This is a genomic window from Leucobacter viscericola, from assembly GCF_011299575.1.
Classification (GTDB): Bacteria; Actinomycetota; Actinomycetes; order Actinomycetales; family Microbacteriaceae; genus Leucobacter; species Leucobacter viscericola.
In genome coordinates this window covers 447,061-467,314 of sequence record NZ_CP049863.1, presented here as the reverse complement: position 1 = coordinate 467,314, position 20,254 = coordinate 447,061, and the positions used below count along the sequence as shown (strand labels likewise).

The 20,254-nt window shown below is 60.2% G+C and carries 24 protein-coding genes; 15 read left to right on the top strand and 9 right to left on the bottom strand.

Annotation, left to right across the window (positions count from 1 at the left end; translation table 11 throughout):
* Window positions 1-20: 20 nt before the first annotated feature.
* Window positions 21-416, top strand: a complete 396-nt coding sequence (locus G7068_RS16635) for an IS30 family transposase (RefSeq protein WP_166292955.1) — start codon at window positions 21-23, stop codon at window positions 414-416.
* Between the two features lie 49 nt (window positions 417-465).
* On the opposite strand, the gene G7068_RS02230 is transcribed toward G7068_RS16635, so the two are convergent.
* The 3 genes from G7068_RS02230 to G7068_RS02220 all read right to left on the bottom strand — a co-directional run bounded on the left by G7068_RS02230 (window position 466) and on the right by G7068_RS02220 (window position 2,774).
* Window positions 466-870: a hypothetical protein gene (locus tag G7068_RS02230; RefSeq protein WP_166288255.1), complete on the bottom strand. Its 405-nt coding sequence runs from the start codon at window positions 868-870 to the stop codon at window positions 466-468.
* A gap of 428 nt (window positions 871-1,298) precedes the next feature.
* Complete coding sequence (locus tag G7068_RS02225; protein ID WP_205881331.1) at window positions 1,299-1,775, bottom strand: helix-turn-helix transcriptional regulator; 477 nt, start codon at window positions 1,773-1,775, stop codon at window positions 1,299-1,301.
* Between the two features lie 285 nt (window positions 1,776-2,060).
* Window positions 2,061-2,774, bottom strand: coding sequence for a hypothetical protein (locus G7068_RS02220; protein ID WP_166288252.1), 714 nt, complete (start codon window positions 2,772-2,774; stop codon window positions 2,061-2,063).
* 205 nt (window positions 2,775-2,979) lie between these two features.
* On the opposite strand from G7068_RS02220, the gene G7068_RS02215 reads away from it, so the two are divergent.
* The gene (locus G7068_RS02215; RefSeq protein ID WP_244304618.1) at window positions 2,980-3,495 is read left to right on the top strand and encodes a hypothetical protein; all 516 of its coding nucleotides are present in this window, start codon (window positions 2,980-2,982) and stop codon (window positions 3,493-3,495) included.
* On the opposite strand, the gene G7068_RS02210 is transcribed toward G7068_RS02215, so the two are convergent.
* The 5 genes from G7068_RS02210 to G7068_RS02190 form a co-directional block, all read right to left on the bottom strand.
* On the bottom strand, window positions 3,466-3,765 hold the full coding sequence (locus G7068_RS02210) for a YciI family protein (protein ID WP_166288246.1): 300 nt from the start codon (window positions 3,763-3,765) through the stop codon (window positions 3,466-3,468). The genes G7068_RS02215 and G7068_RS02210 overlap by 30 nt on opposite strands.
* A 31-nt stretch (window positions 3,766-3,796) precedes the next feature.
* Window positions 3,797-4,219 carry an NAD(+)--rifampin ADP-ribosyltransferase gene (gene arr / locus G7068_RS02205; RefSeq protein ID WP_166288243.1) on the bottom strand — a complete coding sequence of 141 codons (423 nt, stop codon included), beginning with the start codon at window positions 4,217-4,219 and terminating at the stop codon, window positions 3,797-3,799.
* A 16-nt stretch (window positions 4,220-4,235) separates the two neighbouring features.
* Window positions 4,236-4,400: a hypothetical protein gene (locus G7068_RS02200; RefSeq protein ID WP_166288240.1), complete on the bottom strand. Its 165-nt coding sequence runs from the start codon at window positions 4,398-4,400 to the stop codon at window positions 4,236-4,238.
* A 123-nt stretch (window positions 4,401-4,523) separates the two neighbouring features.
* The gene (locus tag G7068_RS02195) at window positions 4,524-4,826 is read right to left on the bottom strand and encodes a DivIVA domain-containing protein (RefSeq protein ID WP_166288237.1); all 303 of its coding nucleotides are present in this window, start codon (window positions 4,824-4,826) and stop codon (window positions 4,524-4,526) included.
* A gap of 12 nt (window positions 4,827-4,838) precedes the next feature.
* Window positions 4,839-6,398 (bottom strand): molybdopterin-dependent oxidoreductase, encoded by a 1,560-nt coding sequence (locus tag G7068_RS02190; RefSeq protein WP_166288234.1) that lies wholly within the window; start codon window positions 6,396-6,398, stop codon window positions 4,839-4,841.
* 195 nt (window positions 6,399-6,593) lie between these two features.
* Here G7068_RS02190 and G7068_RS02185 point away from each other — a divergent pair, with 195 nt between their 5' ends.
* The 6 genes from G7068_RS02185 (at window position 6,594) to G7068_RS02160 (ending at window position 10,703) form a co-directional block, all read left to right on the top strand.
* Window positions 6,594-8,186, top strand: a complete 1,593-nt coding sequence (locus tag G7068_RS02185; RefSeq protein ID WP_166288231.1) for an isocitrate lyase — start codon at window positions 6,594-6,596, stop codon at window positions 8,184-8,186.
* Between the two features lie 118 nt (window positions 8,187-8,304).
* Window positions 8,305-8,757 (top strand): OsmC family protein, encoded by a 453-nt coding sequence (locus G7068_RS02180; RefSeq protein WP_166288228.1) that lies wholly within the window; start codon window positions 8,305-8,307, stop codon window positions 8,755-8,757.
* Window positions 8,754-9,113 (top strand): amino acid-binding ACT domain-containing protein, encoded by a 360-nt coding sequence (locus G7068_RS02175; protein ID WP_166288225.1) that lies wholly within the window; start codon window positions 8,754-8,756, stop codon window positions 9,111-9,113. Before G7068_RS02180 ends, G7068_RS02175 begins: the two co-directional genes overlap by 4 nt.
* Window positions 9,110-9,787, top strand: a complete 678-nt coding sequence (locus G7068_RS02170) for an ArsR/SmtB family transcription factor (protein ID WP_166288222.1) — start codon at window positions 9,110-9,112, stop codon at window positions 9,785-9,787. The genes G7068_RS02175 and G7068_RS02170 overlap by 4 nt, the downstream gene beginning before the upstream one ends.
* Window positions 9,788-9,811: 24 nt before the next feature.
* A complete protein-coding gene (locus tag G7068_RS02165; protein ID WP_166288219.1) occupies window positions 9,812-10,261 on the top strand; it encodes a MepB family protein in 450 nt (149 codons plus the stop codon).
* A gap of 46 nt (window positions 10,262-10,307) precedes the next feature.
* Complete coding sequence (locus G7068_RS02160; protein WP_166288216.1) at window positions 10,308-10,703, top strand: DUF4260 family protein; 396 nt, start codon at window positions 10,308-10,310, stop codon at window positions 10,701-10,703.
* A gap of 4 nt (window positions 10,704-10,707) precedes the next feature.
* Here G7068_RS02160 and G7068_RS02155 read toward each other — a convergent pair whose 3' ends face one another.
* Window positions 10,708-11,232 carry a GNAT family N-acetyltransferase gene (locus tag G7068_RS02155; RefSeq protein WP_166288213.1) on the bottom strand — a complete coding sequence of 175 codons (525 nt, stop codon included), beginning with the start codon at window positions 11,230-11,232 and terminating at the stop codon, window positions 10,708-10,710.
* Between the two features lie 59 nt (window positions 11,233-11,291).
* On the opposite strand from G7068_RS02155, the gene G7068_RS16630 reads away from it, so the two are divergent.
* The 7 genes from G7068_RS16630 (at window position 11,292) to G7068_RS02125 (ending at window position 20,114) form a co-directional block, all read left to right on the top strand.
* Window positions 11,292-11,522, top strand: a complete 231-nt coding sequence (locus G7068_RS16630) for a FitA-like ribbon-helix-helix domain-containing protein (protein ID WP_425280490.1) — start codon at window positions 11,292-11,294, stop codon at window positions 11,520-11,522.
* The gene (locus tag G7068_RS02150; RefSeq protein WP_166288211.1) at window positions 11,519-11,914 is read left to right on the top strand and encodes a type II toxin-antitoxin system VapC family toxin; all 396 of its coding nucleotides are present in this window, start codon (window positions 11,519-11,521) and stop codon (window positions 11,912-11,914) included. Before G7068_RS16630 ends, G7068_RS02150 begins: the two co-directional genes overlap by 4 nt.
* Window positions 11,915-12,006: 92 nt before the next feature.
* Entirely contained in the window at window positions 12,007-15,534 is a 3,528-nt protein-coding gene (smc, locus tag G7068_RS02145) for a chromosome segregation protein SMC (protein WP_166288208.1), read from the top strand.
* Window positions 15,535-15,687: 153 nt separating this feature from the next.
* Window positions 15,688-16,953: an ABC transporter substrate-binding protein gene (locus tag G7068_RS02140; protein ID WP_166288205.1), complete on the top strand. Its 1,266-nt coding sequence runs from the start codon at window positions 15,688-15,690 to the stop codon at window positions 16,951-16,953.
* 98 nt (window positions 16,954-17,051) lie between these two features.
* Window positions 17,052-17,723, top strand: coding sequence for a response regulator transcription factor (locus tag G7068_RS02135; protein WP_166292953.1), 672 nt, complete (start codon window positions 17,052-17,054; stop codon window positions 17,721-17,723).
* A gap of 20 nt (window positions 17,724-17,743) precedes the next feature.
* Window positions 17,744-19,135 (top strand): sensor histidine kinase, encoded by a 1,392-nt coding sequence (locus G7068_RS02130; protein WP_244304617.1) that lies wholly within the window; start codon window positions 17,744-17,746, stop codon window positions 19,133-19,135.
* Window positions 19,128-20,114, top strand: coding sequence for a TAXI family TRAP transporter solute-binding subunit (locus G7068_RS02125; protein WP_244304616.1), 987 nt, complete (start codon window positions 19,128-19,130; stop codon window positions 20,112-20,114). The genes G7068_RS02130 and G7068_RS02125 overlap by 8 nt, the downstream gene beginning before the upstream one ends.
* The last annotated feature ends 140 nt before the right edge of the window (window positions 20,115-20,254 follow it).

Here is a 20,254-nt window from a genome sequence, read left to right as displayed (position 1 = left end):
TCGCATGAAGCGATCTATCGATCCCTCTACAGGCCAAAAAGGCTGGCGCTACCTTCACTAATAGGGAAACGTCGGAGCATGGGCAGATTGCGAAAGCTCTCGGGAGCGAGGTCTACTTCTCTGCTCCAGGTTCTCCCTGGCAGCGCGGCAGCAACGAGAACACGAATCGGCTCATCCGTCAGTACCTCCCCAAGAAGACAGACCATTCCCTTCTCACCCAGGCTGAGCTGGATCGTATCGCGGAACGCATCAACACTAGGCCGATCAATGAATCTAACGGTTTTGTGAATTCAGACCGGTCGTGGAGAAAACTAGGCCGCGAGTTCGCAGGTTGGCAAGCGCTCGTCCTGGTTCAGCAAGGCCGAGGTGGCGTATCCCTCAACCGGGTAGCGAAGTCGTTGAGCGACTACCTCTAGAGCCTGTCTGACAGATTGTTTGAGGACTTCGTTATGGGTCCCCGTGGCCTCATTGGGTTGGTCGGTATGTCTCGCGCATGTGTGTGTTTAGGAGAATTGCCGCTGCGGTGATCATGCCGATGCTGAACAGGATCTGTTCGATGATCATCCATGTTGGGTAAAAGCCGGGGATCATCGCGATCAGCATCGTGATGATTGGTAGCCCGATGGTGAGGGCGCGGAGTCTACGGTAGGCCCAGATTGATCCCTGTGATGCCTTCCATGCGTAGTAGAGAGTGAGGGCAGTCAAGAACAAGCCGATCGCGGTGCGCACCCAAACCGCGGTGGGCTGCGGTGTCCCGGAAGTGGCAACCACCATGGCGATACCGAGTCCGGCCAGGCCGAGGAGGAGTTCGAACGCGAGGATCCATCTGATCCAGGCGTGGGCCCGGCTGGTTTTGGGGTGAACCCGCATTGCCGGGGTGATGGTTAGGGTTCGCTTGCTACGGGAGGCCCTTTTCTTGGCGGTCGGAGTATTGTATAGCGAGTTTGACATTGATTCCTTTTCTGTGAGGGGACAGCGCACTCCTCAACGATTCTCATCTGAAAGCGTCACGATAATTTACGTCTCCAGCTAGTTGCGGTTCTACCTGCTCCGCTCTGCAATTGAGAGATTCTGCGCAGGCAAGCTTCTCGTGCAACTAACCGTTCGATGGGCTACAGCCCAGATAGAGAACCTTAATTCATCACGAAGAGAATTGAGTTTCCATGTCGTGTACTGCCATAAAGCTGGCGGAAATTAGGAGCCTACCCTCGTGCTTCATACTGTCCGAGTCGGCGTGACGGCGTTTGCCGCAGCCGTGAAATTCGAGATGGTTTCTGGCCTCAGGCCGGTCAACGGCTCTAGCGATGGGGGACTGTCAGCGGGTACCGGCGGTCGAGACGGGCCGACAGAACGCTGCTGACAAGGAAGCGCAAGATAAGTGCCCCACCTGCCCAGTATGCACCAGCGATGATGAAAAGCGTCGAGGGGAGACTCCCGAGTGTGACGAGGGCTGAAATCAGAATTGTCACGATCACTCCGATTCCGATGTACAGCAAACGCCATCCATGGATCTCACGGGCACGGCCTGCTACTTGTTCTCGTTTCCTGTTCTCAAAATCCGATGCCGCTTTTACTGCCCCTTCCGCCGCAACGTCAGTGAATAGCTCCTCGACACTCACATCTAGTGCGTCCGCGATGAGCGAAAGAGTTTCGAGACTCACGTCATTCCCGGCTTCAAGGCGCTGGATGGTGCGTGTCGCAACTCCGCTCTCAGAAGCGAGGCGCTCCTGACTCCAGCCGAGATTCTGTCTAAGCTCACTAATTCGTGTATTCATAATTCAATTAAGCCACGCAGCCTCACGACTCCGCTACGACAGCAACCTGACAAGTACACGACAACCACCCGACACCTACACGACAGCTAGGCCCACGGCCCTGGTGTGCATAATTGAGGGGTGCGTGAACTTTACTCGAATACGTCGCCACCATCCAAAAGCTCATCCACACACGAATATGCCTTGCCATCTTAAATAGACCAATATCGGGCCAGGGTGGTGCGATGGTGGGTTGAGACCACCAACGCTATATGCGATGTTGTTCGCACAGTTTTCACGACTGAATCACTCTTCACGGCGGTGCATAATGTGACGCACGAGCATGGTGATTCCAAGCGTTCCAAGGCCTCCCCAAACCAGCAAAGCGAGCACCCATACTGGAACTGATTTGCTGACGCCGCCTACTAAATAGCCTGGGCCGTAACCAAACAGCATAAAACCGACCCCAATCGCCCAACACGTCGCAGTGACGATCGACGGAATGATCAGGAAATAGTGCCGGGACGAGGCCTCCGAATTGCGAGTGGTGGTGCTCCGCCGCCTTCGTAGTTCAGTAATTGGTTTCTCTTGGGATAAGTCCTGCTGGGCAGCGTCTACGATTTTTCGTCTGCTCTCGTGCGCATTGGTCGGAGCTGATCGACGAGCGGCGCGCTCTTCAAGGTACTCGAGGTAGTGAACGACGTTGAGGCCGAGTAAGCCGACGCCCAATCCTAGCGCCATGAGCGCGAATCCAAATGCACCACCATCTCGAACTGTGACTGCCTCAGCCATCATCAGTAGTCCGACGACGGTGAAGACAACTGCGACCAGAGGGAGTGCGATAAGTATCTTGAAGGCCTCCCAACGGTCGACACGGCAGGTGCGACTTTGCTCTTGACAGCGCTGTTTGTTAGATTTTCGCTGTCTCTTTTGCCGTACGAGGCTATTTGCCGAAACCTCATCATTCTCATGTGCAGTTCGCCCGCCGGGAGAACTGTGAGAATAAGGTTCTTGAATCATCTAAACCACACTCTACGCTCGCTTGTCAGGGCTTTCCAGATCCGCGTCTGACATTTCAATATAGAGGTCGCCGCTTCGTCTTCGCTGAACTTGCTTATGCATCACGTGTTCAGTCGGACGGGTAACATGAGTGATAATCATGGGCAGGGAGGGCGTGTTGCACGTAGCAATCTCCGGCACTCACGGAAGTGGAAAGAGCACTCTGTTGAGCGATTTCACCATGTCGCATCGAGGCTGGGCGATGCTGCCCGATCCCTTTGAGTACCTCGACGGAGCAGAGCAAAATCCTGGAGCCTCCGTGTTCTTTCAGCAGCTACAAATCGCGGCGGATCGCCTGTCCGAACCGATGACCAAACCCGTAATTGCGGAGAGATGCCCGTTAGATTTCCTCGCGTATCTTCACGCACTCGATGTACTTGGTAGGTCGGGGGCGTCGGCGGGACTCTTTGAGCGTGGCTACGAACTCACGACTCAGGCCATGACGAATGTTGATCTTCTGATCCTGCTTCCCCTGAGCGGCACCGACTCGATCGACATCGGGGCAGATGAAGTCCTTGAACTTCGAGACGCCATGAATGAGTCTCTGCTCGAACTGGTCGACGAGCTCGATCTTGCCGAGAGACGGCCTGTGGTGGAGGTAACCGGAAACCGAGCTCAGCGACTTGCTCGGCTCGAAGGCGCGATCCGAGATCTAGGCCAAGGCCTGACGAACCTCGTCTGAGGCCAGCGCGCCTCCGAATTTAGACGGGTGAAACTCGATCATCGTGTGGCGAGCAAGCCCAAGCGTTGCAAACGGATCATTTGAGATCGCAGCTTCGATATCCGACCTAGATCCCGTTGCAAAGATGAGCCCACCAGTGCGAGGTTCTTGGCGCCCAGAGGCAAGGAATAATCCAGCGTTGTACTGTTCCTCGAGCCACGACACATGGGAGTCGAGAGCCTCGTCAATTTGGGCAAGCTCTGCGAGATAATCGATCACGATAACGTACACGCCGCAAGTTTAGCTTCTCGGACGGCATTGATTAGTTCAGGATCTCGCCCCGCTCGTGCGGGGGAATCGAAATGAGGCGATCCCGCCACAACTGCAGAGCCTCAGGGGAAAGACGGGTCCAATCCGTGATCTCGCGAACGATGCGAAGCGGAGCAGCGCTGCGGTAGGAGCGGGTCGGGTTGCCGGGAAACTTCTTGTCGGTCACGTTCGGATCGTTCTCAAACCCTCCCGTCGGCGCGACCTCGTAGACGTGCGGGGTCGCGCCGCCGCCAGAAAGTTCCGCGGCGAGCTCTGCCGCGAGGCCTGCACCGTCGACCAGCGCGGTGAAATAGACGTGGTTCATCACGACCTCTGGGCGATAGTTCGAGCGGTGCCCGGAGGTGAGAACGTCTCCCGCTTTCAAATCAGCAGTAGTGCCGTGAAAGAACGGACCTTCATCGAGAGCCTTAGTCATCGGTTTCACCTGCCCCTCACGACCCGAGATGCCGAAGGAACCGCTCGGGTGCATCGAGAAATAGCTTCCAGTTCTGGACCAATTCTAGGTCTTCGTAGTTTCTGCGCTGAAGGCCCGAGTCGCTGAGCTCGAAGATTGTGGCCTCGGGGAGAGACGCGAGGATCGGCGAGTGAGTCGACATTAGAGGATCTCTCGAACCGCCGGAATTGTCGCGGGCCATTCATCCCTCGGAGTGGGGGCGAGAGCATGCTCCTCAACTCTCCGTAGGGGGAGGTTGGAACGGCTCGACTGCAGATTCATTGGTTCAAGCCAGCAAATTGAGGTCAGGATCTTGCCACGTGCGCAGGGTTTTAACTAGCTCATCGAGAAACCGGTCGACTTGCTCGGAGTTGTAGCCGTCACGCCACTTGGTCTGCCGAAATGCCGCGTTTTTGATGGTTTTTGCGATGACCTCAGCGCGAGGTTCGTCACGCAATTGCCTAGCTACCGTGTCGAGAAAATCGTCGACGTCATTCAGGTCGTATCCTGCCTTGAACTTTGTGGTCGCGAAGCGTGAATTGATCACTTTATTTGCGAGGTCAGTTCGCTCTTGAGTGGGGTTGCTCATGTTGTCCTTTTGTTAGACCGTAAACGAAACAGTGTGCCAGCCCGTCGCGCCGTCGGGTGCAGGGGGAGCCTCAGTCTTCGTCTGAGTCTTACCTGACTTGTCGGTGGCCCGCACTCGGGCGGTGTGTGATCCTGGTTCCGCCGTCCAGGGGAGACTCCACTGCACCCAGGTGTCATCAGAGATGGGAGTTGCGAGGGTCGCCTCCTGCCACTCGCCGTCATCGATCTGCACCTCAACGCGCTTGATGCCGGTGTGCTGAGCCCAGGCGACACCCGCGATTGGCACGGTGCCAGCTCCTACGCGCTGAGAAGCACGGGGTGTGTCGATTCGTGAGGCGGTCTTCACCGGACCAAGCGCAGACCAGCCGCGCGGCGTCCAATAACCCTCTGCGTCAGCGAATCTTGTGACCTCTATTGTGGTGATCCACTTTGTCGCCGACACGTAACCAAACAGACCCGGCACGATCATTCGGGCCGGAAACCCGTGCTCCGGCGGCATCGGCTCCCCGTTCATGCCAACGGCGAGGATCGCGGCTCGCTTTGGATCGGTCAGTGTTTCAATCGGCGTGCCAGCGGTAAAACCATCGGGCCCCGAAGACAGCACCATGTCTGCGTCTGCAGCTGGACCGGCCTTGGCGAGCAGATCCCGAATCGGATACCCCAACCAGGTCGCGTTGCCGATGAGATTGCCACCCACCTCGTTTGAGACGCACGCGATGGTGGTCACGTGCTCTTCGAGGGGTAACGCAAGCAACTCGTCGTAGGTGATTGAGAAGGGGTGATCGACGAGACCCGTGATCTTGAGCTCCCAATCGGCCGACTCAATGCGCGGCACCTGGAGTGCGACGTCGATGCGATAAAACTCGTCATTGGGTGTGATCAGGGGAGTGATGCCCTGCACATCGAGTTCGGCTCCAGCGGGCACGGGCGGCGCGGGTACCGCCGGCTTCGGCAGCCTGATCGCTGATCGGGCCGCCGTTACGGCCGCCGAGCTCGCGTTCATGAGGCGTGCGCCAACTCCGACGACCACCGCCGCCGCAGACGTGAGGGCCGCGAATGTGACGAAGCTGCGGCGAGAGAGTGATTCGGCGGTTGTGGAGTTGCTGGCTGCAGGCACTTCGGTTCGGGATCCGGCAGCCTCGATCCACGCTGCCAGCAGGCGCCGGCCGCGAAGCATCACGAGGATCCCGGCTCCCATACCAAGCAGGGTTGGTAGCGCCCACACTGCCGAAGCCTCCGCGCGGGTCGTGACTGCAATGATCGAAAGTGCCGTCACCACCACAAGAACCAGAACGCCTGCGTAGCGCCGTTTCATCTCGAGGATGCCTGCAACCGCGGCGACGACAAGCAGTGCGATCCCGAGCATCACAAAGAGCGCGACTTTGTCGCCCGTGTTGAAAAGTGCGATCATCGCCTCTTTGAGCCACAGTGGGGCCAGATCAATCGCAAGGGACCCCATCGCGAACAGGGGAGATGACTGGGGTCCCACAAATATGGCGATGAGTTCAGCGGTGGCGAGTACTGCGGCAGCCGCGGTAATCCCGAGAATCGCAGCCCAGAGTCTTTCTCGCATTGCTCCACTCTAGTTGTTGAAGTGCAACGTCTGCCCGGAGTTCGGGTGCAGGATTATTTTCTAACTAATAGAAAAACAACGATATTTCACCCCCGAAAGTGCCCGCCTGGCGGTTGAAACGGGTGCAGAGTGAGAAGTAGCCAACGATTGGTCACAACGAACGTGGCCGGATCGCACCTACGAAAGAGAGACACCATGACCGCATATCAGGATGACATCGAAGCCGTTGAAGCAGTCAAGGCGGAGTACGGCTCGAGCTGGGCTCGCATCAATCCCGAGCATGTCGCCCGAATGCGCACTCAGAACCGCTTCAAGACCGGACTCGAGATTGCCCAGTACACCGCTGACATCATGCGTCGCGACATGGAAGAGTACGACAACGACTCCTCCGTCTACACGCAGTCTCTCGGTGTCTGGCACGGCTTCATCGGGCAGCAGAAGCTCATCTCGATCAAGAAGCACCTCAAGACCACCAACAAGCGCTACCTCTACCTCTCGGGCTGGATGGTCGCGGCTCTCCGCTCGGAGTTCGGTCCATTGCCCGATCAGTCCATGCACGAGAAGACCTCGGTGCCAGCGCTCATCGAAGAGCTCTACACCTTCCTGCGTCAGGCAGACGCGCGTGAGCTCGACCTGCTCTTCACCCAGCTCGATGATGCCCGTGTTGCGGGCGACGAGACCGCTGTCGAGTTCGTGCAGTCGCAGATCGACAACTTCGAGACCCACGTCGTGCCGATCATCGCCGACATCGATGCGGGCTTCGGTAACCCCGAGGCAACGTACCTGCTCGCAAAGAAGATGATCGAAGCCGGTGCGTGCGCGATCCAGATCGAGAATCAGGTTTCGGACGAGAAGCAGTGCGGTCACCAGGATGGCAAGGTAACCGTGCCGCACGAGGACTTCCTCGCGAAGATCGCGGCGGTGCGCTACGCGTTCCTTGAGCTCGGCGTTGACAACGGCATCATCGTTGCTCGCACCGACTCGCTCGGAGCAGGCCTCACCCAGAAGATCGCCGTCAGCCAGACTCCCGGCGACCTGGGGGATCAGTACAACTCCTTCCTTGACGTCGAAGAGATCTCAGAAGAAGAACTCGCCAACGGTGACGTTGTGATCAAGCGCGATGGCAAGCTGCTGCGCCCGAAGCGTCTCGCGAGCAACCTGTTCCAGTTCCGCCCCGGTACCGGTGAGGATCGCTGCGTGCTCGACTGCATCACGTCGCTGCAGAATGGTGCCGACCTGCTGTGGATCGAAACCGAGAAGCCGCACGTCGCCCAGATCGCCGGCATGGTGGATCGCATCCGCGAGGTGATCCCGAACGCGAAGCTCGTTTACAACAACAGTCCGTCGTTCAACTGGACGCTCAACTTCCGCCAGCAGGCGTTCGATAAGCTCGTGGAGCAGGGCAAGGACGTCTCGGCCTACGACCGCGACAAGCTGATGAGCGTCGACTACGACACCACCGAGCTGGCGCAGATCGCCGACGAGATGATCCGCACCTTCCAGAGCGAAGGATCGGCCCGCGCCGGTATCTTCCACCACCTCATCACGCTGCCGACCTACCACACGGCCGCACTGTCAACCGACAACCTCGCCAAGGGCTACTTTGGTGACGAGGGCATGCTCGCCTACGTTCGCGACGTGCAGCGCCGCGAGATCCGCGAGGGGATCGCGACCGTCAAGCACCAGAACATGGCCGGTAGCGACATCGGAGACAACCACAAGGAGTACTTCGCAGGCGACGCCGCGCTCAAGGCCGGTGGCAAAGACAACACGATGAACCAGTTCTAAGCGGTTCGCGGGTTTTGAGTGGGGATCAGCTGCGGCTGATCCCCACTTTTTGCGTTGGGGCAGGGAGCCGTTCCATATTTCGACCCCCATCGAATAGTCAAGCTCGTAGGCTGGGGTCATGAAGCAGCACAGCTACGAGACTCAACTCCGCTGGAGTGGCAGCACAGGCAGCGGCTACCGCGGTTACGACCGCAATCACGAGCTGGTTGTTGCTGGCACCACACTGCGCGCCAGCGCGGATCCGGCGTTCCTCGGTGATCCGGCCCTTCCGAACCCAGAGCAACTGCTGCTGGCCGCAGCCAGCTCTTGTCAGATGCTGTCATTTCTGGCTCTTGCCGCACTCGCCAAAGTTGACGTCGTGGGCTACGCCGACGATGCTCGAGCGGTGATGCCCGAGACCGGAGTGTTAACGCAGATTACCGAGATCGAACTGAACGTCACGGTCACCGTGAAGAACGCTGACGAGCAAGAGGTTTTGCGGCTTATGGAGCCCGCTCACGAGCAGTGCTACATCGCCAACACGCTCAAAGCCGCAGTGACCGTGCGCACAACCGTGACGGTGATCGCATGAAAGACATCGCGATCCCCGCACCGAATGGGGCGCAATCTGTGGCAAAACTCGCGCGGGTTCTTGGTGACGCGGGTGTTGGGCTAGAGGGTGGCGGAATGTGGTCTGGTGTCGCCCACTATCTCGTTGATGACGGGGATGCTGCCCTGAGCGCGCTCACCGCAGCTGGGATCGGTGGCGCTCAACAGCGGGACGTGGTGATCGCCGAACTCGAGGCAGACGTGCCCGGTGCTCTGGGCCGAATGATGACCAAACTCGCTGACGCGGGTGTACAACTTGAAGGACAGTACAGCGATCACGACAATCGCAAGATTCTGCTCGTTACAGATGTGAGTGCGGCAGAGGCGGCGCTCGCGTGACAGAGCGACCGAGCCTGAGCGAGGTTGGCGCGGCGATTGCCGAGCCGGCGAGACTCCGCATACTGCAAGAGCTTCTTGCGGGCACACCGCTTCCGGCGGGCGCTCTCGCCGCACGGCTCGGTCTCTCACCGTCGACCGTGAGTTCGCACGTGGCGCGACTGCTCGACGCGAAACTGGTGTCGGTGACGTCGAGGGGGAGAACTCGGCTCGTCACGATCGCGACCCCTGAGGTCGCGGAGGCCGTCGAGTCCTTGCTCAGGCTCTCTGCTGAACCCGCGGTAACCTCTCTCGCTAAGCACACACAGAGAGCTGCGCTGCGCGAAGCACGCACTTGCTATGACCACCTCGCGGGGCGGTTGGGTATCGCGGTCGCCGATCTCGCCTTTGAACGGCAGTGGGTCATCGAACACGACGGATCCCTGCAACTGATAGCACAGAGCGACCTCGAATCAGGGTTGGGGATCACGCTCGAACTTCCCGCTGGTAGTCGCCCCGAAGTGAGGGGCTGCATGGACTGGACCGAACGCAGGCCACACCTCGCGGGAAAGCTTGGGGCGGCATTGCTGACCGCCATGCTGCGCGCGGGATGGCTGCGCACCCAGAGCGGGGGCCGGTCCCTGAACATCACGACCCTGGGCAAGGAGCGCTTCGCAACGCTTGGAATCGACTGCTGAGCTGGCAGCATCTAAGCTGATCCGATGTCGTTCACCGCTTTCACTCGCTATCTGAGGCTTGCAACCGAGCAGATCTCGAGTTACGAAGGCCCATGGCCAGAGGAGCAGCGCGGCGAGTACGAATCCGGCCTTGTGAACATCAACGGTGAACGATGGCGGATTCGCACGGCCCGCGTTACACCCACAAAGCCTGGCGCGTTTGTGGCGGTGTGGAAGCGCGACGAGAGTGGTGAAACCCGCCCGTTCGCTCGAGAAGAGGCTGAGACGGGGCTGCTGCTGTTTGTCGAGGACGGGGACCGTTTCGGTGTTTTTCGGTTTGGTGCCGCCCATCTTGAAGAGCTGGGAATCTCGAGCTCCGCAACGAAGCCCGGTAAGCGCGGTTTTCGTGTCTACCCGAGTTGGTGTACCGAGCTGAACCCCCAAGCATCACGAACCCAAGCGGCGCAGTCCCGCGCGTTTGCCGCTCTTGCGTAGCCCCGGCAGGTCTCAACTGACAGCCGCCAGCCAATAGGCTTAGTGCATGAACATTTTGCGGGTCACCTGGGGCATGAGTGCCTTCGTTTGGGCGGGCGTACTTCTGCTCAGCTGTATCTGGTGGGGCTGGCCCGCGGCGATTGTTGCCGTTGTGTTCTTGCTCGCGCCTGATCTCTCGCTGATCGGTGCGTTCGCAGAAAAGGGACGTCTGAAGACGAACTACGTGCGGCTCTACAACTCCCTGCACAACATGACCATGCCGGTCGTTTTGCTCGGGCTCGGGATCCTGCTGTTTTTCCTCACCGGTGGTTTCAGTGACGGGCTGTGGCAGCTCGCGCTTGCGGGGCTCGCCTGGTTCGTGCACGTTGCCGCGGATCGTGCCCTCGGGTTTGGTCTTCGCGCGCCCGACGGCAGCATGATTCCGGTGGGATACACGCTGTAGTTCGCTATTTCGTCGCGTCCGCCCGGTCAACGGCAAACGCGAGGTGAGGCATGTCTATCCCTCGGTAGTGCTTCACGAACCGCCCGCGAACCGTCATGCCCAGCCGGATCGCGACGTTCATCGAGGCAGTGTTTGTGTCGCGAATCTGAGCGTAGAGTCGGTCGACCTTCAACGATTCAAATGCGTAGTCGCGACAAGCTGCTGCCGCCTCAAGAGCAAATCCTCGATGCCAAAATGCTCGGTTGAACAGGTATCCCACCTCGACAACATCCTCATCCAGGATGTGCTGTACGGTGAGTCCACACTGGCCGATCATCTCGCCGGTGTCGCGGAGCACCACGGCCCAGAGGCCAAAGCCATCCTCGCGGTAGCGCGTCATCATACGCTCAAGCCACGCGTCCACCATCGCATCGTCGAACGCACCCTCGTACGCGACCATGGTTTCTTCGTCCTGCAGAATCGCGCTGAGCTGAGGCCGGTCACCCGGGGTCATTTCGCGCAGGATAAGGCGCGGAGTCTCGATGAGCATGGCACTATTCTGCCAATGCATGGTTGCACATGCGAAAGTGATGATGTCATCATTAGAGCATGTCCATGATTCAAGTGCGAAACGTTCCCGAAGAGTTGCATCGTCAACTTAAGATTCGTGCTGCCCGCGAGGGGATCACACTCTCTGATCTGGCACTGAATGAGTTGCGTCGACTGGTCGAGGTTCCTAGTCACTCTGAGCTGAGTGAGCGGCTCGCGTCGCGGAAACCGCGAACGTACAACGGAGAGACCGCGGCTGAGTCAACAAGGGCTGAACGAGAAGCACGTTGATAGTTCTTGACGCGTCGGCCGCGGTCGAGTTGTTGCTGGCATTACCTCTTTCGCGGCGGGTTCAAGATCGACTCGACCAGGGACACTGGCAGCTTGCCGCTCCGCAATTGCTTGTTGTTGAGATTCTGCAGGTATTACGGCGTCGAGTAGCGGCCGGGTCGACCTCGCTAAGTGATGCCGAAGAAGCCTTGGAACTCTTGCAAGAACTTGGCATCCGTTACTTTGACCATCAAGTACTTGCGGAGCGCGTCTGGCAGTTGCGAGGAAATTTGTCGGCGTACGACGCGAGCTACGTTGCGCTTGCTGAAGCGCTCGGTTGGCAACTCGTGACGACGGATGCGCGACTGGCCAACGCTCCTGGACATTCCGCTTCGGTATTGCTGGTGAATTGAGCGGACGTGCCTCGGCAAGATCTTGCCTGCAATCCGGTAATCTTGCGAGGGGCATTCGTTCTGTAGACCCGTAAAAAGAAGAAGGAGGCGGCGTGCATCTCAAGAGCCTCACGCTCAAGGGCTTCAAGTCCTTCGCACAGCCGACGACCTTCCAGTTCGAGCCCGGCGTTACCGCAATCGTTGGGCCCAATGGCTCGGGCAAATCGAACGTCGTTGACGCGCTTGCCTGGGTCATGGGGGAGCAGGGGGCAAAAACCCTCCGCGGCGGCAAGATGGAAGACGTCATCTTTGCCGGCACCTCAACCCGCGGTCCCCTCGGCCGTGCCGAGGTAAAACTCACGATCGACAACAGCGACGGGGCTCTGCCAATCGAGTACGCCGAGGTAACGATCAGTCGTACCCTCTTCCGTAACGGCTCGAGCGAGTATGCCATCAATGGCGAGAACAGCCGTCTGCTTGACGTTCAAGAACTCCTCAGCGACTCTGGACTCGGTCGAGAGATGCACGTCATTGTTGGCCAGGGGCAGCTCGACAGGGTGCTGCGGGCGACCCCTGAGGATCGAAGGGGTTTTATTGAGGAAGCCGCTGGCATCCTCAAACACCGCCGCCGCAAGGAGCGCACGCTCCGCAAGCTCGAAGCGATGGAGACAAACCTCACTCGCCTCAACGACCTAGCTGGCGAGATTCGACGCCAGTTGAAGCCACTGGGGCGCCAGGCCGAGGTTGCTCGCGCGGCCCAGGGGATCGCCGCCGAGGTGCGCGACGCGAAGGCGCGTCTGCTCGCCGACGACGTTGCCCGCCTGCGTGCCGAACTCGACGAACTCGCACGAGACGAGTCTGAGCGACACTCAGAACGTATTGTGCTGCAGGAGCAGGTCGAGCAGAAGCAACTGCGCATCCAACGGCTCGAACAAGACCAGCAGAGTGATGAGCTCGATACCGCGCGCCGCGTAACCATCGGCCTCGAATCAGCGCAATCGAAACTGCGTGGTCTCTACGCCCAGACACAGCAGCGGCTCACGTTCCTTGCTACTCAGGCCGAGGCCCCCGAGCACGCAAACCGCACGAGCCAGACCACCGTCGACGAAGCCGGAGTCGAAGCAAAACGCCTCGAGGCGCTCATTCCCGAGGCCGAGGCGCGTTGGCAGCAGGCCGGTAATGTCACCCGCCAGGCGCAGCAGTCGCTCGACGCCATCGATGAGCACATTGCCGCGCAGAGCGCCCTCGTCTCAAAGCACGACCTCAGGCTTTCGCAGCTGCGCGGTCGCACGGAGACCGCTGTGCAGAAGCGTGACACCGTTGCGCAAGAGATCTCGCGCCGCGAGCAGGCCGTTGCTCAGGCGGTCGCGCGTGCCGAAGAGGCCGACGAGGAGCTTGCCGACTTTACAGAGCAAGCCGAAGTTGAGACTCTGCCCGAGGCTGGCCTCGACGATAATTATCGCGCCGCCCAAGAAAAGCAGACCACCGCAGAGCAGCAGCGTGATGAGGCTCGCGAGCAACTACACGAGCTTGAGCAGGAACGCGCTGGGCTCGACGCTCGTGTGAGCGCCCTTACTCGCTCCCTCGACCAGCGTGATGCCTCCGCTGCGCTGCTTGCCGAAGCGCCTCGTGGCATCAGCGGTCGAGTCTCCGACCGGGTACGGGTGGCGGAGGGATATGAGGCCGCAGTTGGTGCAGCGCTGGGTGCGTTCGCCGAGGCTCTTCTCGCCGACACGGCGCAAGACGCGGAGGTCGCTGTTGAGGCGGCACGAGAGCAGGATCTCGGCAGACTGCGAGCGGTTGTAGCCGCGGCAGGATCCTCAATTGACGCTCCTAAGATCAAACACGCGGTTCGGGCTGGTGACGTCATCGAGGAGGCACCCGAAGGGGTGCGTGGGCTGCTCGCGACGGTCTATGTTGCGGATGACCTGACGGCGGCTCTCAACGCCGCTGAAGAGCTGCGTGAGAGCGGTCTCGATTTTACGGTGGTCACCGGAAGCGGCGATGTGCTCACACCGCACACGCTGAGCGGAGGATCCACACTTGCACCGTCGCGTATCGAGCTCACAGCTGAGCTGGAGCAGGCTCGGGATCGCCGCGATGTTGTCGCGGAAAAGATCGCCGAGACGGAGGCAACGCTTGCAGAGCTGCGTGCCGCTACGGTCGCAGCAAAGGAGGCTGCGCAGTATGCGTACGCCGACCTCCGCGCGGCCGATGCTCAGCTCGCCGAGGTTGCGAAGGAACGGCATCGGCTGACCGCACGTGCTGAGGCCGCGCGGGCCGAGGCTGATCGTGTGCGCCAGGCGCTGCAATCGGTGGCCGAGTCGGCGGGTGAGGCCACCCGCGAGGCCGAAGCCGCGGCACAGGCGTTTGCTGAGGCCGAGGCTTCGCCGCGACCGATCCTCGACGCGAGTTCGCGCGAGGGAGTCTTTGTTGAGCTCGAGAAGGCGCGAGCCGAAGAGGTCGAACTGCGACTCGCACTTGAGACCGCGCGCGAGCGCGCACGTGCCGCGAAGGTACACCGCGAGACCCTCGCAGAGCAATACGAGGCCGACCAGCAGGCTGCCGAGGAAGCTGCGCGCAGAGCGGTACTTCGTGCGCGGCAGGTTTCGCAGGCGGAGCGTGTTGCCGGCCTGCTGCCCGCGATCCTCGACGCTTGCGACCGTTCGCTCACCGAGGCAAGGCTGCACCAGCAACGAGCCGAACAAGAGCGCGCAAAACACAGCCAGGAGCTGACCCTGCTTCGCTCGGAAGAATCGGAGTTGCGACAGAAACTCGGGACGCTGACGGAGCGCGTACACGGCGCCGAGCTGAAGAGCTACGAACGCAAGCTGCAGTTGTCGGCTCTGCTTGAGCGATCTGGCAACGAACTCGGCCTTGTTGAGGATGTGCTGATCGCGGAGTTTGGCCCGGATCAGCCAATCCCGGTGCCGCGCGCGGAAGAGGCAGAGGCCAACGAGGCCGAACCGGCGACCACTCCGTTCGTGCGTGCCGAGCAAGAGCGTCGCCTTGCCCGCGCCGAGAAGCGCCTTACCGAGCTGGGGCGCATTAACCCGCTCGCGCTCGAAGAGTTCTCGGCGCTTGAGCAGCGACACCTCTTTCTCTCTGACCAGCTCAAGGATCTCACTAAGACCCGAACCGACCTGATGTCGATTATCGAAGAGCTCGACGAGAAGATGCAGGGTATTTTTGGGGCGGCGTTTGAAGACACTCGAATCGCTTTCGCTGAGGTCTTCCCGATCTTGTTCCCGGGCGGATCCGGCGAGATTACGCTGAGCAACCCCGATGATCTGCTCAACACCGGTATCGAGATGGTGGTGAAGCCAGCTGGTAAGAAGGTCGAGCGCATGTCGCTGCTCTCCGGCGGCGAGCGCTCACTCGCTGCCGTGGCGTGGCTTATGGCGATCTTCCAGGCTCGCCCTAGCCCGTTTTACATTGTCGACGAGGTCGAGGCTGCCCTCGATGACGCAAACCTCGGCCGATTGCTGCAGGTGTTCGAGCGGCTGCGCGAGAACTCGCAGCTCATTATGATCACGCACCAGAAGCGCACGATGGAGATCGCCGACGCGCTTTACGGTGTGTCGATGCGGCAGGATGGCATCTCTGCGGTCGTCGGGCAGCGAATTGGGCGCGAGGAATAACGGTCACTTTGTAGAGTCGCACAGACGTAGTGTCGAAGAATGCTAACGGTTTCATCTCAGCGCACTGTGAAATGTGGTGTTAAGTACTGGGAACGTTAGGCTCTTCTTCAAGTCCTAAAAGTGGGACGTTTCGATGACGAAAGGCAGTTGCCAATGAAGGCCACCTCCAAAAAAGCAGTTGGCGCACTCGCGCTCCTCGCGAGCGCAGCGCTCGTGCTATCGGGCTGCAGTAGCTCCTCCGACTCCAGCGACTCGAAAGACACCAAGTCTGAGGGCAGCAGCGAAGCTCTTCGCATCGGCACCCTGCTTCCGCAGACGGGCTCACTTGAGCACCTGATCTACGGACCCCAGGCAGCCGTGAAGCTTGCGATCTCAGAGATCAACGATGCCGGCGGCGTGCTGGGCAAAGATGTTGAGGTTGTTGTCGAGGCAAACGAGCACGACCCCACTGATCCGACCATCATGGCGAAGAGCGTCGACGAGATTATCAAGGCAAAACCGGCATTTGTGCTGGGTGCCATGGGAACCGGCAACACCAATGCGGCGATGCCGAAGCTGACCGAGGCGGGGATCCTGATGGGATCGCCCTCGAACACCGGCATCGCACTCGCGGGCATTAACAAGCTGTACTTCCGCACCATCGCCTCCGACATTATTCAGGGCCGTGCTCTCGGCAACCTGATTCTCAAGGACGGCAACGCCAAGGTTGCCGTGCTCACCCAGAACAACGACTACGGCAAGGGTCTGCGCGACAACCTGCAGTCCACCCTTGAAGACGGTGGCGCCGAGGTCACCTACGGCGCCAAGGGCAAGGGCGAGGAGTTCCCCGAGGCACAGACCGCTTTTGCGTCTGAGGTCACGGCTGCGCTCGCAACGAAGCCTGACGCCGTTGCGATGGTGAGCTACGTCGAGGCAAAGCAGGCGATCCCAGAGCTCGCCGCGCAGGGATTTGATCTCTCGAAGCTGTACCTCGTTGACGGCAACGCGGTTCCGTACCCCGAGTTTGACGCAGGGCTGCTTGAGGGCGCCCAGGCGACGACCCCGGGCCGTATCGCCGACAAGGAGTTTAAGGCAGCGCTTGAGAAGGCTTCACCAGACGTGAGCAAGAGCCTGAACTTTGCTCCTGAGGCCTACGACGCGGTTATGCTCGTTGCACTCGCTGCCGAGCAGGGTGGCGCGACCGACACCGAAACCATCGTGAAGAACCTGCACTCGGTCTCGGGTAGCGAGGGTGGCGACGATTGCGACACCTTCAAGACCTGCGCCGCGCTCATCAAGGACGGCAAGAAGATTCACTACAAGGGCCAGGCTGGTGGCGGCCCTCTGAACAAGGACAATGAGCCCTCGACGGCGCTCATTGGTCTGTACAAGTACGACAACAAGAACAACCCGGTCGCGGTTGGTGAGATCGAGGGTTAATTCACTCGGCACTAGCGAGCCGCGGGATTCCAAGTGGGTCCCGCGGCTCGCTATTGTGTGTATGGAGCGAGTGTGATGTACAGAGGAGGTGAGTGGTGATGCAGATATTGATCGTTGAAGACGATGCGCGTATGGCCGACGCGCTGAGCGCGTATCTTCGCAGGGATGGCTACACCACTCGTCAGGTTGGTGATGGTGCTTCCGCCGTTGCCGCGGTTGGTCCCGAAACTGAAGCGGTGATCCTCGACCTTGGACTTCCCGATATGGACGGGCTTGACGTGTGCCGACGCATTCGCGGTATCAGTGGGGTTCCGATCCTCATCGCAACCGCACGCAGCAACGTTGAGGCTCGCATCAAGGGTCTGCAGGCGGGTGCCGACGACTTTGTGGTGAAACCCTACGATGTGCGCGAGTTGATCGCCCGCATTGAGGCTGTCACCAGGCGCACTCGAACCGCTCCGATCACGCTGGTCGATCAAGCCGTTATTGAGATCGACGGGGTGGCCATCGACCTCACGGCTCGCCTGGTTCACGCTGACGGCCTCCCCGTTGAGCTCACCCCGAAAGAGTTCGACATTCTTGCGGTGCTCTCCCGATACCCGGGGGTCACGACGCCGCGCGACCGCATTATTCGCGAGGTGTGGGAGACGGATTGGTCGGGGTTTAGTCGCTCGCTTGAGGTTCACGTCGCCTCCATCCGGCGCAAGCTCAATCGCCCCGAGCTCATTGTGACGGTGCGCGGTGTTGGATACCGACTGATGGGTGCCTGACAGTGCGTCGACGCCTTGTTGTGGTTTTCCTCTTACCCGCGATACTCATACTGCTTGTGCTCTGTGGTGCATACGGCTGGAGCGCGGCCAGAAGTATTCAGCAGCACACTACCGCGCAGCTACTTGGGGATCTCAGCTACTTTGTGCCGGGTGCACGCCAGGCGCTGCGCGCAGAGGATCCGAACCTCATCGAGAGCGAACTACGCAGGTTTGGTTCGCTCTACGACACGCAGATCGTCATTTACGACCGCTCAGGCACGCCCTGGGTCAGCACGGGTGATGTTGCGGTCAACGAAGAAGACATGGAGCAGGTGCGACTTGCGCTGTCTGGGCGACGGGGCGATCCAGCCGAATCAGCGCTGCCGTGGGACCTCAACGAGACCGTGATTGTCGAACCCGTATTTGACGACAACAGCGTGATCGGTGCGGTGAGGATCTCTGCCGGGATCGAAGCTTCTCAGCGCGCCATTTTTACGCAGTGGGCGGTGCTGTTGCTCGGGGGAGCGCTCTGCGTAGCCCTCCTCATTTGGGCTGTGTACCGACTTGCAAGTTGGGTGCTCAAACCACTGCGCCGTGTCGACGCGGCCATGGCCGCCATCGAGAGCGGAGAGATGGGAGCGAGGATCACGGGTGACACCGGTCCGCCCGAGGTACAGCGTATGGTTCGTATGTTCAATCAGATGGCCGAAGAGATTGAGCGAGTGATGACTCGACAGCAGGAGTTCGTGCTGAACGCCTCTCACGAACTGCGTAACCCGCTTGGGGCCCTGCTCTTGCGGGTGGAATATCTCGCAACGGGGCTCGAAGAGGGATGGGACGAAGACATCGAACGGACCCGTGAAGAGGGCAAACGCATGTCCCGTATCTTGGACACACTGTTGAATGTCGCCCGAGTTGGCAAGACCGACTCCACCTTTGCGGCGGTCGATCTGCAGATGATGGCGGCAGATAGAGCCGCGGCCTGGCAAGACCGTGGAGCCGAGCAGGGGGTCGAGGTGCGCGCGAGTGAGGGGCCAGTGATGCTGAGTGTGACCGACCGCACAGGGGTTGAAAGCGCGCTCGATGCCATCATCGACAACGCTCTCAAGTTTGCCCCTGAGGGCACCGCGGTCGACGTAGCCGTTGCCGAGTTAGATGGTGAACATGTCATCACTGTGCGAGATCGAGGCCGCGGTCTCAGCACCGAACAACTCGAGCTTGCAACCGACCGCTTCTGGCGCAGCTCTCTCGACCAAAACCTGGCGGGGTCGGGACTTGGGCTCGCGATCGCCTCAGACCTGATGGACTCGCTTGGCGGCAGGATCGTGCTCGACTCGCCTCCGGGCGGAGGGCTCCGGGTGGCGCTCTGCCTGCCCGCGGAGAGCTCCCACCCGGGTCTCGCACCCGACACATCGGAGGCGGCGCGTGCGTAGTCTCAAACACACCCAAAAGTCGCGACTGCTCGCCCGGGCTGCGGCTGGCGTGCTCGTCTCCCTGCTTGCCGTCTCCGCGCTCGCGGGCTGCAGCGGTGTTGCTCGCAGCGCGGGGCCCCAAACGATTGCTGGGGGAGCCTCCACCGGCATCTATTACGCGTACAGCTCGGGTCTCGCGAAGCAGATGCGCGACGCCGGCTTTGACATCGTTGCTGAAGAAACCGGCGGCTCCGTCGATAACCTCAAGAGAGTCGGACGGGGAGAAGCTCTGCTTGGGTTTGCGCAGGCAGACACCGCCGCTGACGCCGTTGCCGGAGAAGGCGCCTTTGACAGCCCGCTTCCAATTACCGCGGTCGCCCGAGTCTACGACGAATATGTTCAGCTGGTCGTTCCCGCGAACTCGAAAGCTACCCGGGTGTCTGACCTTGCGGGTCTTCGCGTCTCCGTGGGGGAGGCGAACTCGGGGGTCATGGTGATCGCGGATCGTGTGCTGTCGGCGGCAGGGGTCTCGGAGAAGAGTTACGAGCGTCGTGAGTTCGGCCTGCACGGCTCCGTCGCGGCACTCGAGCAGGGCGAAATCGACGCGTTCTTTTGGGTTGGCGGTGTGCCCACCCCCGGTATCGAGACGCTCTCGAAGACCACACCGCTACGCATGATTCCCATCGGTCCCGAAACCGTCGAGCGCATGGATCTCGGCAGATCCAGTGTCTACCGGGTGTCAGACTTGCCGCTTGGCGCCTACGGCACCACGGGTAACGTGGAAACAATGATGGTTCCCAACTACCTGGTGACGTCATCGAAGGTTCCCGACGAGCTTGTGTACGAGGCCACAAAACTGCTGTTTGAATCGAGCGCGCAGATTTCTCACACGGTTCCCGCTGTTGCTCTTCTCGACCGAAGACAGGCCATTTTTACGTCGCCGGTTCCATTGCACCCCGGGGCTCAGGAGTACTACGTAGAGAGCCGAAACGCCTCTTAAACGCACAGAAATCTCGAACCTCAAGATTTGCTCAAGCCCAAACTCAAGATACCCTCAACACCCATGACCTCCGGCGGGTCGGCTCAGTAACCTGAGGCAGAACGGTTCGACGGTGAGCACACTTGCCCGAGCAACCTAGA